General features: G+C 72.4%; 12 protein-coding genes. 3 read left to right on the plus strand and 9 right to left on the minus strand.

Annotation, left to right across the window (positions count from 1 at the left end; translation table 11 throughout):
- Nucleotides 1-122: 122 nt before the first annotated feature.
- The 7 genes from pheA to QFZ82_RS20925 all read right to left on the minus strand — a co-directional run bounded on the left by pheA (nucleotide 123) and on the right by QFZ82_RS20925 (nucleotide 7,074).
- Complete coding sequence (gene pheA, locus QFZ82_RS20895) at nucleotides 123-1,064, minus strand: prephenate dehydratase (RefSeq protein ID WP_307714604.1); 942 nt, start codon at nucleotides 1,062-1,064, stop codon at nucleotides 123-125.
- A gap of 44 nt (nucleotides 1,065-1,108) precedes the next feature.
- Complete coding sequence (efeB, locus tag QFZ82_RS20900) at nucleotides 1,109-2,329, minus strand: iron uptake transporter deferrochelatase/peroxidase subunit (RefSeq protein ID WP_307714605.1); 1,221 nt, start codon at nucleotides 2,327-2,329, stop codon at nucleotides 1,109-1,111.
- A gap of 5 nt (nucleotides 2,330-2,334) precedes the next feature.
- Complete coding sequence (locus tag QFZ82_RS20905) at nucleotides 2,335-4,293, minus strand: copper resistance protein CopC (protein ID WP_307717792.1); 1,959 nt, start codon at nucleotides 4,291-4,293, stop codon at nucleotides 2,335-2,337.
- A 22-nt stretch (nucleotides 4,294-4,315) separates the two neighbouring features.
- Nucleotides 4,316-4,762, minus strand: coding sequence for a copper chaperone PCu(A)C (locus QFZ82_RS20910; RefSeq protein ID WP_307717793.1), 447 nt, complete (start codon nucleotides 4,760-4,762; stop codon nucleotides 4,316-4,318).
- A complete protein-coding gene (locus QFZ82_RS20915; protein WP_307714606.1) occupies nucleotides 4,762-5,418 on the minus strand; it encodes an SCO family protein in 657 nt (218 codons plus the stop codon). The genes QFZ82_RS20910 and QFZ82_RS20915 overlap by 1 nt, the downstream gene beginning before the upstream one ends.
- 31 nt (nucleotides 5,419-5,449) lie before the next feature.
- Nucleotides 5,450-6,196 carry a YcnI family protein gene (locus QFZ82_RS20920; protein ID WP_307714607.1) on the minus strand — a complete coding sequence of 249 codons (747 nt, stop codon included), beginning with the start codon at nucleotides 6,194-6,196 and terminating at the stop codon, nucleotides 5,450-5,452.
- Between the two features lie 95 nt (nucleotides 6,197-6,291).
- Nucleotides 6,292-7,074 carry a hypothetical protein gene (locus tag QFZ82_RS20925; protein WP_307714608.1) on the minus strand — a complete coding sequence of 261 codons (783 nt, stop codon included), beginning with the start codon at nucleotides 7,072-7,074 and terminating at the stop codon, nucleotides 6,292-6,294.
- A gap of 203 nt (nucleotides 7,075-7,277) precedes the next feature.
- Here QFZ82_RS20925 and QFZ82_RS20930 point away from each other — a divergent pair, with 203 nt between their 5' ends.
- Nucleotides 7,278-7,730, plus strand: coding sequence for an ATP-binding protein (locus QFZ82_RS20930; protein ID WP_307714609.1), 453 nt, complete (start codon nucleotides 7,278-7,280; stop codon nucleotides 7,728-7,730).
- A 28-nt stretch (nucleotides 7,731-7,758) separates the two neighbouring features.
- On the opposite strand, the gene QFZ82_RS20935 is transcribed toward QFZ82_RS20930, so the two are convergent.
- On the minus strand, nucleotides 7,759-9,216 hold the full coding sequence (locus tag QFZ82_RS20935; RefSeq protein ID WP_307714610.1) for an aminopeptidase P family protein: 1,458 nt from the start codon (nucleotides 9,214-9,216) through the stop codon (nucleotides 7,759-7,761).
- A 129-nt stretch (nucleotides 9,217-9,345) separates the two neighbouring features.
- On the minus strand, nucleotides 9,346-10,890 hold the full coding sequence (locus QFZ82_RS20940) for a PP2C family protein-serine/threonine phosphatase (RefSeq protein ID WP_307714611.1): 1,545 nt from the start codon (nucleotides 10,888-10,890) through the stop codon (nucleotides 9,346-9,348).
- 494 nt (nucleotides 10,891-11,384) lie between these two features.
- Between QFZ82_RS20940 and QFZ82_RS20945 the strand changes: the two genes are divergently transcribed.
- Nucleotides 11,385-12,125, plus strand: coding sequence for a bifunctional DNA primase/polymerase (locus tag QFZ82_RS20945; protein ID WP_307714612.1), 741 nt, complete (start codon nucleotides 11,385-11,387; stop codon nucleotides 12,123-12,125).
- Nucleotides 12,126-12,324: 199 nt separating this feature from the next.
- A complete protein-coding gene (locus QFZ82_RS20950; RefSeq protein WP_307714613.1) occupies nucleotides 12,325-12,927 on the plus strand; it encodes a hypothetical protein in 603 nt (200 codons plus the stop codon).
- Nucleotides 12,928-12,950 lie beyond the last annotated feature (23 nt).

Raw genomic sequence — 12,950 nt, forward strand, 5'->3', positions numbered from 1 at the left:
AGGGAAGTGGGAGTCCTGGGCCGATTTGTCGACGATGCGGTGATGCGTTGTCGACTTGTCCCCAGGTCGAGAAGCGCGCCTGTGGATAAGTTCTGTGGACAACGAAAATCTGCCGGTACGACTCAGTCCTGTGCGCGGCCGTCCTGGCAGCGCGCCAGCCAGTCGGACGCGGCGGTGAACTCGGCGTCCGACGTCCCCGCGCGCAGCGGACGCACCTGCTCGGGCGCCACCCCGGCCCTGGGGTAGGAGCCGAGGAACCGGACCTCCTGGCAGATCCGCTTCAGGCCCATCAGCGCCTCGCCCACCCGGCGGTCCGAGACATGGCCCTCGGCGTCGATGGCGAAGCAGTAGTTCCCGATGCCCGCGCCGGTCGGCCGCGACTGGAGCAGCATCAGGTTGACCCCGCGTACGGCGAACTCCTGGAGCAGCTCCATCAGCGCACCCGGATGGTCCTCGCGCTGCCAGATCACCACGGACGTCTTGTCCGCGCCCGTCGGCGCCGCCGGCCGGGCCGGCCGGCCCACCAGCACGAACCGCGTCTCGGCGTTCTCGGCGTCGTGGATCTCGGTGACCAGCGCCTCCAGCCCGTACGTCGCCGCGGCGAACGCGCCCGCGAAGGCGGCGTCGAACCGTCCCTCCTGGACGAGTCGCGCCCCGTCCGCGTTCGACGCGGCCGACTCCCACAGCGCGTCCGGCAGATGGGCGCGCAGCCAGTTGCGCACCTGCGGCTGGGCCACCGGGTGGCCGGTCACCGTCTTGATCTCGGAGAGCTCGGTCCCCGGGCGCACGAGCAGCGCGAAGGCGATGGGCAGGACGACCTCGCGGTAGATCATCAGCGGCTCGCCCGACGCCAGTTCGTCGAGGGTGGCCGTGACGCCGCCCTCCACGGAGTTCTCGATCGGCACGAGCGCCGCCGCGGCCTCACCCGCCCGTACGGCGTCGAGTGCGGCGGGCACCGAGACCATCGGGACGAGCTCCCGGGTCGCGGCTTCCGGCAGGGTACGCAGGGCGGCCTCCGTGAAGGTGCCCTCGGGACCGAGATACGTGTAGCGCGTGGCCGACATACCGTCACCCTAATGCGCCGCGGACCCGCCCGTACGCTTCCTGCTCAGCCCTCCAGCAGTCGCTGCCCCACGTACTCGCCCTTCGCCGGCCCGCCCGGCACCGCGAACAGTCCGCTCGCCTCGTGCCGGATGAACGGCGACAGCGCGTCGCCCCGGTCGAGCTTGCGCTGCACCGGCACGAAGCCGTGCAGCGGGTCGGCCTGCCAGCAGACGAAGAGCAGCCCCGCGTCGGGCGTCCCGTCGGCGTCGATCCCGTCGTGGAAGGAGAAGGGCCGCCGCAGCATCGCGGCGCCGCCGTTCTGCTCGGGCGCGGAGATGCGCGCGTGCGCGTTGTCGGGGATCACGAGCTTTCCGTCGGGACCGGTCTCGTCGAGGGCGAGCTCCGTCGTCTCCGTACCGCCCGTCAGCGGAGCGCCGTCGGACTTGCGGCGGCCGATGACCTGCTCCTGCTTCCTCAGCGACAGCTTCTCCCAGTCGTCGAGCAGCATCCGGATACGGCGCACGACGGCGTACGAACCGCCCGCCATCCAGGCGTGCTCGGTCGCCTGCGGCACGAAGACCCGCTGCCGGAAGTCCGGTTCGGACGGCTTGGGGTTGCCGGTGCCGTCGACCTGGCCCATCAGGTTGCGGGCGGTCATCGGCTTCGCGGTCGCGCCCGGGGAGCGGTTGAAGCCGTTCATCTGCCAGCGCACCCGCGCGGCCCCGCCCGCCGACTTCTGGATCGAGCGCAGCGCGTGGAAGGCGACGAGCGCGTCGTCCGCGCCGATCTGCACCCACAGATCGCCGTCGGAGCGCTTCGGGTCGAGGCGGTCCGAGGAGAAGGCCGGCAACGGGTCCAGCTCCACGGGGCGTTCGGCGATCAGGGACGTACGGTCGAAGAAGGTGCGGCCGAACCCGAAGGTGACGGTCAGCGACGACGGTCCGGCGTCGAGCGCGACGCCCGTGTCACCGTCCCCCGCGGGCCGCCCCGCCATCAGCTCCGCCGCCAGGGCCGACCAGCGCCTCATCAGCGCGGCCGCCTCCTTGCGCCCGGCGCCGGGCGCGAGGTCGAAGGCGACCAGATGCCCGTGGGCCTGCTGCGGGTCGGTGATCCCCGCCTGGTGCGTGCCGTGGAAGGCGACGCCGGTGGCGCCGACCGAGGTCAGCGGCGTCGGGGCGTCCGACGAGGCGGCGTAGGCGGCGGCGCCGCCTACGCCGCCGAGCACGAGCCCGGTCGCGCCCGCGGCGCCGAGCAGCCGCCGCCTGGAGATGTCGTTGTCGCTCACTGGGTTCAGCCGATCCTGATGTTCTTGTCGACGGTGGTCTGGTCGATGTCGGAGGTGCGCACGGTCACCTTGACCTGCCAGTCGCCGGGCATCGGGATCTGGACCGCACTCGCGCTCCAGTGTCCCGCCGCCACCCGGTCCGGCGTGATGGGCAGCGGGCCGATCTCCTTGGCCTGCAGGGTGAACGAGACCTTCAGCTCGGGGGCGTCCAGCGGTTCGCCGTCCGGCGTCTCGGTCCACACGTGCATCTCGCTCGCGCCGGGCTGCGCGGGGTCGAGGCTGAGCCGTACGGTGCCCCTGCCCTGTTCGCCGCCCGTGTCGAAGGGCAGCTCGATCTCCGTGGGCCCGGTGGCCTGGGGAGCGGCCGACCGCTCGCCGCCGCGCGCGGCCTCCTCCTCCGTACGCCCCGGCTCGGTCGACGTGAGCACCGTCGTCACGGCCAGCAGGACGACCGCGACCGCGGTCTCGGCCAGCACGGTACGGCGCAGTCCGGAGCGCTCGGCATCGGCGTCCCTGGTGCGCCTGCGTTCGGCCGTGGCCATCGCGGCCTTCTGGCGGGCGAGTTGAGCGGCGCGGACGGGGTCGGCCGGCTCGGCGGCGGCGTCCTCGGCGGGGTCGTCCTCCGCGGTCTGCCCGTCGTCTGCGGGTCCGGCCGCCGCGACCTCGGACAGGCGCGCGGTCCAGCGACGCGAGATCCACGCGACGGCGACCAGCACCACCACGAGGCCGATCTTGAGCAGGAGCAGCTGTCCGTACCGCGTCCCGGTGAGCGCCGACCACGAGCCGACCTGCCGCCACGACTGGTAGAGCCCGGTCGCCGCCAGCACCACGACGCTCCAGAACGCGGCCGTGGAGAACCGCTGTACGGCCTCGCGCTCCACGGACGGCGCGCGGTACAGCGCGACCAGCAGCGTGGCCAGACCACCCAGCCAGACCGCGACGGCCAGCAGGTGCAGGACGTCCACCGGCATCGCGATCCCCGGCTGGATGCCGGTGGACGCGTGCTCCGACAGCGCCCAGGTCGCCGCGATCCCGGCCGCGACGACCGAGCCGCCCAGGGCGAGCCCGAAGGTGAGGTCCTTGCGTTCCTCCTCGCCCTCGCGCGAATCGGCCGGCGGGCGCGGAGTGCCGTCGGACAGGGTGGTGGGAAACGAGCGGGCATAGGCGCCGAAGAGCACCGCGACGAAGAGCGCGGCCGCTCCGAGCAGCAGCAGCCGGGAGACGAGCGCGGCGCCGGTCTTCGTCTCCAGGACGTCCCCCAGCCCGCCGAGGTCGAGCGCGTCCGCGAGCTCGCCCGAGCCGGTGTACGGCGAACGCAGCACCAGCATCGCCAGCGTGGCCGCGGTCAGCGTGATCCACCCCTGGGCGACGAGACGCTGCACGGGCCGCACCGACGCACCGCGCCGCCAGCACAGGAGCACGAAAGCCGCACCGCCCGTGAGCAGGACGAAGCCCGCGTACGCGGCGTAGCGCGCGATCCCGTACAGCAGGCCGACGACTCCGCCGCCGGCCTCCTGGTCGGGCAGCGCGACGGTGGTCTTCGACGGCGCGCCGATGGAGAAGGTGAAGGCACCGGAGACCGGGTGGCTGTCGGCGGAGACCGCCTGCCACGCCACGGTGTACGTGCCGTTCGGCAGACCCGCGTGAAGGGGGACGCCGTATCTGACGGTGCCGCCGGAGCCGAGGTCGCGGATCTCGGCCGTGTCGGCGCGCTTGCCGCTCGGTTCGAGCACACGGATCGAGTCGTCGCCCATGGCGATCTGCTCGGAGAAGGTGAGCGTGACCTCCTTGGGCGCGGTGGCCACCACAGCCCCGTCCTTCGGGTCGCTCGAGATCAGCGCGGCGTGCGCCGACGCGGGGCCCGCACCGGCCAGCAGAGCGCCGACGAGCGTGCCGGCGAGCACGACCGCGGCGAGCAGTCGCCGCAGCGGGGACAGGCCGAAGCGCGGGGCGGTGGCTGTCATCATGCGATCAGTCCCTCACTGCTCACTGCTTCTGCGGGTTGTAGGTGGTCTCCTTGACGGGGACCTCCACCGTGATCGGGTCCGACTTCTCGAAGTGCAGCTCGACCGCGACCTTGTCGCCCTGCTTCGGCCGCTGCTTGAGCGCCATGAACATGATGTGGCTGCCGCCGCGTTCGAGATCGAGCGTGCCGTCCGCGGGGATGTCGAACGACGCCACCTCGCGCATCTTCCGGTCCGTCGTCCGGTGGATCGTGACGTCGTCCGAGATGTCGCTCGTGACCGAGGTGAGCGTGTCCGCGCTCCCCCCGCTGTTCTCGACGGTGAGGAACCCGGCGGCCATGTCGTCGACGGGCTGCGGCATGAAGGCACCGCTGACCGCCAGCTCCGGCCCGGCGTCCGCCGAGCAGCCCGACAGTGCCAGACCGGCGCCCACGGCGACGGCGACGGCCAGGGACGTACGCCGGCGGATCACGGCCTCTCGCCCTTGATCAGCGCGGGCAGGTCCTTCGCCCAGTCGTCGGCCGTGGTGTCCTCGCCGTACAGGACGTAGCCCTTGTCGGTCTTCGGCGAGAAGGCGATGACCTGGGCGCCGTGCATGGAGACGACGGTGCCGTCCTTCTCCTTCTTCGGCGGGTCGATGCCGATGCCGATCGCGCGTGCGCCCGCCTGTATGGCCGGGAACTCGCCGGTCAGGCCGATGAAGGACGGGTCGCCCGCGCTCGGCAGCCACTTGCCGAGCTCGGCGGGGGTGTCGCGCTCGGGGTCGGTGGTGACGAAGACGACCTGGAGCTTGTCCTGGTCGGCCTTGGGCAGCTGCTTTCTGGCGATGGAGATGTTGCTCATCGTCAGCGGGCAGACGTCGGGGCAGTGGGTGTAGCCGAAGTAGATCAGGGTCGGCTTGCCCTTGGTCCGCTCCCGCAGGTCGAACGTCTCGCCACGGGTGTCGGTCAGGACGAGGTCCGGCTTGGCGTACGGCTTGTCGAGCACCGTCGCGGCCTCGGTCTTCTCCTGCGCCGAGACGTCGAAGTTGGGCTTGGCGGCCCCTTCGCCACCGGTGGCGCAGGCGGACAGGGTGAGCCCGGCGGCCACGACGAGCGCGGCCGCGAGCAAGGTGTTCTTACGCATTGAGCAGGTTCCAGACGTGGTGGACGGGGTTTCAGGAGCTGCGGCGGCGTCCGGCGAGGACGCCGAAGGCGACCCCTGCCGCGCCGACGACGATGCCGACGACGGCCAGAATGCGGGCCGTGGTGTCGCTGCTGCCGGACGAGGAGGCCGCCGCGGACTCGCTGTGCGCGCCCGCGTCGTCGTGGCCGCCGTTCTTGTTCTCGGCCGAGGCGTCCGTCGCGCCCGTGCCGTGGTGGTCCTCGCTCGCCGCGGAGAGCTTCAGCACGGGAGCGGGGGACTCGGGCTCCTCGCCGCCCTCCTTCGGCTCCTCGATCCAGCGCACGACCTCCTTGTTGTCGTACGTCTGGAGCGCCTTGAAGACCATCTGGTCGGTGCCCTCGGGCAGCTGACCGAGGGAGAGCGGGAACTGCTGGAACTGGCCGGGGCCGATCTTCGAGCCGTCCGCGGTCCAGGTGACCTTGGAGACGGCCTCGGTGATCTGCTTGCCGTGCACCTCGAGCGGCTTGTCGAGCTTCGCCTTGGTGACCTCGACCTTCCAGCCGGGCACCGGCTGCGGCATGACGGACGCAAGCGGGTGCTCGGTGGGCAGGCTGACCTCGAGCTTGACGGTCGAGGCGTTGTCGCGCTCGTTGGGGACCTTGAAGTTGACGGTCGCGTAGCCGCCCTTGGCGGCCTCGCCCTGCGGCTGCACGCTGACGTGCGCGCAGGCGGCACCGGAGAAGACGACGACGGAGGCGGCGGCGACGACGGCAGCGGCGGCAGCGCGGTAGACGTTCATGCTGGCAAACACTCCACGGTGAAGGAGAGAGGAGGTGCGCCGGCGCACGGGCGTGCGCGGGCACGGCGGCTCCACTCCCGTCGAGCGAGCCGCGATCAGGCGCTGAGGACGAATACGCGCGGCGGCCCGCGTCTGATCACCGTGTGCTGAAGAACCTCGCCCGCAGTCGGCGGGGGCGGTCCTGCCGTGTGCGCCGACGGGCGGGGCAGGCGCTCCGGCGCGCCGGGCAGACCGGCGCGCAGGGCCCGTACGAGCACGACGGCCGCACGCAGGGCGCGCAGCCGCGCCGCACCGGCGACCTCGTGGGCCGAGCCGGCGGACAGCAGCATGAGCCGCAGCAGCGCCGCGTCTCCGCGCCGCAGCAGCAGTCCGGTCGCGATCCCGGCCAGCAGGTGTCCGAGCACCATGGCCAGCGAGGGCGCCTCCGGCCCCGTGGCCGCCGCTTCGGCGAGATGCGCGTGACCGGTGTGCGCGGCCGGGTCGATGCCCGCCATGGTGACGATGCGCCGCGCGTCGGAGGGAGTGAGGGAGGCGGCGCCCGCACCGCAGACCAGCTTGGCGGCCGTCCTGATCAGCGCTTCGTCGGCGGTCTGCGCGAGGTGCAGCCTGCTCTGCCCGATGCCGAACAGGGAGTGCAGACCGAGCTGTCCGGCGGTCAGCACGGCCGCGATGGCCGGCAGCGAACGCTCCCGCCCCGCGAACGGCACGACCAGCGCGAAGACCCCGGCGCTCCCGGCCACGAGCGTCCACAGCGCAACCGCCTCGCAGGCGGCGAGCACATGCCCGGTCGCGGACAGCACGACGCAGACCGCGGTGAACACCGCGGCCCTCAGAAGCCGCAGACCGGCTCCGGCACGTGCGTGGCGCGTGGACGACATGGCCGGGTCATCATCGCACTGTGCCGTTCGCGTCCGTACGGCAGGTCCGGAAGATCCCCTTTGCGGACCGGGTCCGTCGGCATACACCGCGAAGCCCGGCTTCGCATCCGCCGAACGAGGGCTGTCGCGGTGACCCTGTGCTTACCGAATGTGCCCGCGGGCAATACGTATCGGTATGTCGAGCCGCGGCCGGGAGGCTGAGCATGAGCATCTGGTGGTCCCTCCATCTGCGGCGTGAGGCTGCGAGCGTGCCGCTCGCCCGCCGTCTGCTGCTCGGCGCCATGGAGACCGCGGGCGTCGACCCTGACGTCTCCTACGACCTGTCGGTGGCCCTGACCGAGGCGTGTGCGAACGCCGTGGAACACGGCGGCGGGGCCGACGCGCGCGACGCGTCGACGGGATACCGGGTGACGGCCTTCCTGGACGGCGAGAAGTGCCGTATCGAGGTGGCGGATTCGGGTCCGGGGTTCGTCCCGCGGCGCGGTTCGCTGTGCGGGCACACCGCACCCTCCACGGCGGAGAGCGGCCGGGGGCTCTGTCTGATCGAGCAGCTCGCGGACCACGTCCATGTGCGCAGCCGACCGGGCCGTGGCGCGGTGGTGAGCTTCGACAAGATCCTGAAATGGCGCGAGGGCGCGCTGCTCGGAGTCTCCTGAGCGGCGCGCCCTCGCTGTCGGTCCGGGATCAGCCCCGCAGGCCGGCCATCCAGGCCTCGACCTCGTCGGCCCGGCGGGGGAGGGCGGCGGAGAGGTTCCGGTTGCCGTCCTCGGTGACGAGGATGTCGTCCTCGATGCGGACGCCGATGCCGCGGTACTCCTCGGGCACGGTGAGGTCGTCCGCCTGGAAGTACAGGCCGGGCTCGACGGTCAGGCACATGCCGGGCTCGAGGGTGCCGTCGACGTAGCTCTCGGTGCGCGCGGCGGCGCAGTCGTGGACGTCCATGCCGAGCATGTGGCCGGTCCCGTGGAGGGTCCAGCGGCGCTGGAGGCCGAGCTCCAGGACGCGCTCGACGGGCCCTTCGACCAGGCCCCATTCGACGAGCTTCTCGGCCAGGACGTGCTGGGCGGCGTCGTGGAAGTCGCGGTATTTGGCGCCGGGCCTGACCGCGGCGATGCCGGCCTCCTGGGCCTCGTACACGGCGTCGTAGATCTTGCGCTGGATGTCGGTGTAGCGGCCGTTGACCGGCAGGGTGCGGGTGACGTCGGCGGTGTAGAGGGTGGTGGTCTCCACACCGGCGTCGAGCAGGAGCAGGTCGCCGGAGCGCACGGGGCCGTCGTTGCGGACCCAGTGCAGGGTGCAGGCGTGCGGGCCGGCTGCGGCGATGGTGCCGTAGCCGACGTCGTTGCCCTCGACGCGGGCGCGCAGGAAGAAGGTGCCCTCGATGTAGCGCTCGCTGGTGGCCTGGGCCTTGTCGAGGACCTTGACGACGTCCTCGAAGCCGCGGGCGGTCGCGTCGCACGCCTTCTGCAGCTCGCCGATCTCGAAGTCGTCCTTGACCAGACGGGCCTCGGACAGGAAGACGCGCAGTTCCTCGTCGCGCTCGGCGGTGACCTTGTCGGTCAGGGCGGCCTCGATGCCGGCGTCGTGGCCGCGCACGACGCGGACCGGGCCGGTGGCCTCGCGCAGGCGGTCGGGCAGCTCGCGCACGTCGGAGGCGGGGACGCCGTAGAGCTGCTCGGCCTCGGTCAGCGAGTGGCGGCGGCCGACCCACAGCTCGCCCTGGCCGGACAGCCAGAACTCGCCGTTCGCACGGTCGGAGCGCGGCAGGAGGTGGATCGTGGCCCGGTGGCCCTCGCCCTCCGGCTCCAGGACCAGGACGCCGTCCTCCGTCTGGTCACCGGTCAGGTACGCGTACTCGGTGGAGGCGCGGAAGCTGTACTCGGTGTCGTTCGAGCGGGTCTTCAGGTTGCCCGCGGGGATCACCAGGCGCTCGCCGGGGAACCGGGCGGACAGCGCCGCGCGGCGGGCGGCGGTCTGTGCGGCCTGCGCGACCGGCTCGAGATCCCGCAGCTCCGTGTCCGCCCAGCCGGTCGTCATGTTCTCGGCCAGCTCGTCGGACACGCCCGGGTACAGGCCGTTCTTGCGCTGCTTGATCGGCTGCTCGTCCTCTTCCGGGGTCTCCGGGGTGAGCTCCTCCGCCACGTCTGCCTCCTGGGCCTGCCGGCCTTCGCGATACGTCATAGGGCCCCGCCGCCGTTCCGGCAGCGTGGGGCGTCTCCATCGTATGTGCGAGGCAGGGCGGACCGGGGCGGTCCTGTGAGATGCGACGAATCAGTCGAAACGGGCGGCGAGCAGCACGACGTCCTCGCCGCCGTCCGCCCGGTCCAGGCCCTCCGGCAGCATCGTGTGCAGCACGTGGTCGGCGATCGCCGCGGGATCGTTCCTGGCGGCCTTCGGCACGCTCACCGCCGCCGAGTGCAGCCGGGCGAAAGCCCGGTCCATCGGTTCGCCGGTGCGCCGGAGCAGTCCGTCGGTGTACAGCAGCACCGTTTCTCCTGGCCGCGGGGACAGCTCCACACTGGGCGCCTCCCAGCAGGCGAGCATGCCCAGCGGCGCCGACAGCGAGGTCTCGACGAACTCCGTGCGCAGGTCCCCGATGACCAGCGGCGGAGTGTGCCCGGCCCCGGCCAGGACGATCTTGCGGACGGCCGGCTCGGCGTACGCGAACAGGGCCGTCGCGGTGCGCGCGGGCTCGGTCAGGCGCAGCAGCAGTTCCAGGTCGGAGAGGACCGCGACCGGGTCCTCGCCCTCCATCACGGCGTACGCCCGCAGGGACGCGCGCAGGCGGCCCATGGCGGCGAGGGCGCTCGGACCCGACCCGCTGACCGAGCCGACCGCCAGGCCGAGCGCGCCTTCGGGCAGCGGCAGCGCGTCGTACCAGTCGCCGCCCCCGCGCGGTCCGGCGCTGTGCCGGGCGGCGAGCCGGACGCCGGGCACCCGGGGCAGCCGGCTGGGCAGCAGCTCCTCGGCCACGGTCGCGACGGTGGCCCGGGCGCGCTCCAGCTCCAGGAGGCGGGCGAGGTGTTCGGTGGCGTAGCGCGTGTAGAGGCCGACGAGATGGGTCTGGCGCTCGACGGGTGCGGCCGGTTCGTCGTAGAACCACACGGCCGCGCCGAGCGTGCCGGACTCCTCGGTGGTCAGCGGTGACGTGTAGCTCGCGGCGTAGCCGAGGCGGACGGCGACCTCGCGGTGCAGCGGGTGCAGGGCGTCGTCGGCGAGCAGATCGGGATGCGCGACCGGCCGCGGAACGGTGGGTGCCGGGCCGCCGCGCCGACGGCCTTCGAGGATCGATCCGTACGCCGTGACCTCGCGCGGCACGGTCTCGATGTGGCCGAGGTCGGCGCGGCTGAGGCCGAGGCCTTTGGTGCGCGCGGGGCCGCTGCCGGCGGCGAACGCGCCGTCGCGCGCGGGGTCGCCGGAAGGTTCGAGGACGACCATCCCGCGGCGGGCGCCGACCAGCGCGGCGCCGGCGCGCAGCAGTTCGTCGAGCGCGTCGTCGAGCGAGGCGGTCCGGATCAGCCGCTCGGTGAGCTCGTGGAGGGTGGTGAGGTCGGAGACCCAGCCGGCCAGCCGGTCCTGGATCACCGCGCCCGGGGCAGGCGGTGGGGCGGGGGCGGGGGGCAGCGGGGCGGCAGTGTGCATCGGAGCGGGAACCGTTGAATCGATTCCGGCCACTTTCGGCAGGTGCGGGGCGCTCACGGCTGCCGGCTTTCCGGCAGGTGCGTTTCGCTCAATAGCATCGCAAACCCCCATGTCCATCTGCGCCGCTACCCATGCATCCACATCTACACGCACACGCAAGGTGATGTCCAGCATTGTCCCGGTGGGATTGATGGTGTCTGCGGGACAGTTAACTTGGCCGAAAAAAGCACCCGATGGCGGATGTCTGCGGTCGACTGAGGGCGTTCGGCAGGGGGACCCCGGGGTGCAGACTCCAGGGGAAGCGTCATTGCAAGCGTGCTGGGTACGTGTACGTAGACGGTGATGGCCAGGGGCAGTTGGACCGCCCCCGGAACCTGGCAGCGGGCCCGAGCGTCTCAATGCCAAAGGCCGCGCCCCATCCTCGAGTGGCGGGGAAAGTCAGAGCGGGACAGCAAGCGCCAGGCGCGCGCCACCCCTCGCCACGCGTTTAATGGACTACAGCCGACGTTCGGCCCCCGAGCGGCGATTCTGCCGCAGGTACGACGGGGGGCCCATGCCAGCGGCACGGGCGGTGACGCGCCGATCAGTACGCATTTGTACGCACAGTGAAGTCATGTGCACGTTTTGTGATGTGGACCCCGGCGTTCAACGGAAAGGAACGAGCGCTCATGCGCGAGATCCTCGGAAGGCGACGCAGGCTCTGGTACCGGCGCAAGAAGGGGCCGATCCAGCTCGAAGCGGCGCTCACCTGCGCCGCCGAGTGGGGCTGGCCCGTGCTCCCCGGTGTGGGACTGAACGCCTCGGGGGGCAACTCCCCGGACGGCTCCGGAAGAAGCGGCGGTGACCGCGGGCGCGGATGCGCCTGTCCCGACCCCGAGTGCGTCGTTCCCGGCGCGCACCCCTTCGACCCGGGAATCCTGGCGGCCACCACCGACGAGCGGATGATCCGCTGGTGGTGGACCAACCGGCCCACCGCGCCGGTCGTGCTGGCCACGGGAGGCCGGGCGCCCTGCGCGCTGAGCCTGCCCGCGGTCCCGGCGGCCCGTGCGCTGGCCGTGCTCGACCGGATGGACATGCGGCTCGGGCCCGTCGTCGCCACGCCCACCCGCTGGTCGCTGCTGGTCGCCCCGTACAGCCTGGAGCAGCTCGGCGAGCTGCTGTTCGTCAAGGACTGCGTGCCCAGTTCGCTGCGCTTCCACGGCGAGGGCGGTTACCTGGTGCTGCCTCCCTCGGAGACGGGGGCCGGGCAGGTGCGCTGGGAGCGGGCGCCCCTGCCCGGGTCCGCCGCACCCTGGCTGCCGGACGTGGAGGCCGTCGTGGACGCGCTGGTCGAGGCGACCGCGACCAGCGCACCCGAGAGCGGTCTCTATCCGCCGGACGCGGGCGGAAGCAGCCGGCTCGCCTACTGAACGGTCCCTCCGCGGGCCCGTCCCCCGGCCGGGCCCGCGTTCGCGGCCGGCGAGGTGTGGTGCTCCGCTGCCGTCACTCTTACGGGTAACAGCAGGGCCGACTTGTCACGGAATTGGGTGTGCGCCGTCCGGGGCGTCCGCATTTCGCGGATATCTTCGGGCAACCGTCAGGAATTTCCGCGCCGTCGGCAGGTGGGCCATGAATCTCCGCATGATCGGGCTCGCCGCCGTGGTGGTCGTCGCCGGGCTGGTCCCCCTCGCCGCGTCGGCCGGAACGGCCGGGGCCCCCGCTTCAGGATCGTCGTCGTCCGAGGAGGCGGAGGGGGGTGAGAGGAACGGCGCCGGTACAGGGGAAGCGCCCGGCCTGCTCCCCGGGCTGAGTGCATCCGACGGGGTGGCCGGGACCGAAGGGGCGCATAGTACTGGAACCGGCGAGCGGGCCCCAGCGCACACCTCCGAGCGATGTGGGCCGGAACTCGCCTCCCCGGACGGCGTCGAGGCGCAGACATGCGTCCTGACCGACGGCGGCCGGACCTGGGCGCGTACGTATTACCGCAATGCGACGGGTGACGAATTGACATCCGTGCTGACCCTGATGGGGCCAGGCGGGCGTACCTGGCAGACGAACTGCCCGATCGAGGAGGGCGACGAGCCGGGCACCTGCGAAACCCCTCGGGAACGTTCGCTGGGGGCTGCCTCGCACTACTCCGCCGTCGCGGAGTTCGCCGCCGCGTGGGCCGGCGCCGACGCGGCGCTGCTGCTGCGGTCCGGCAGCAACTCCCGTACGGCCACGGGCCGTTGAAGTGTGGAACACTCCTGGAAATG

It is taken from the genome of Streptomyces sp. V4I23, assembly GCF_030817975.1.
GTDB lineage: Bacteria > Actinomycetota > Actinomycetes > Streptomycetales > Streptomycetaceae > Streptomyces.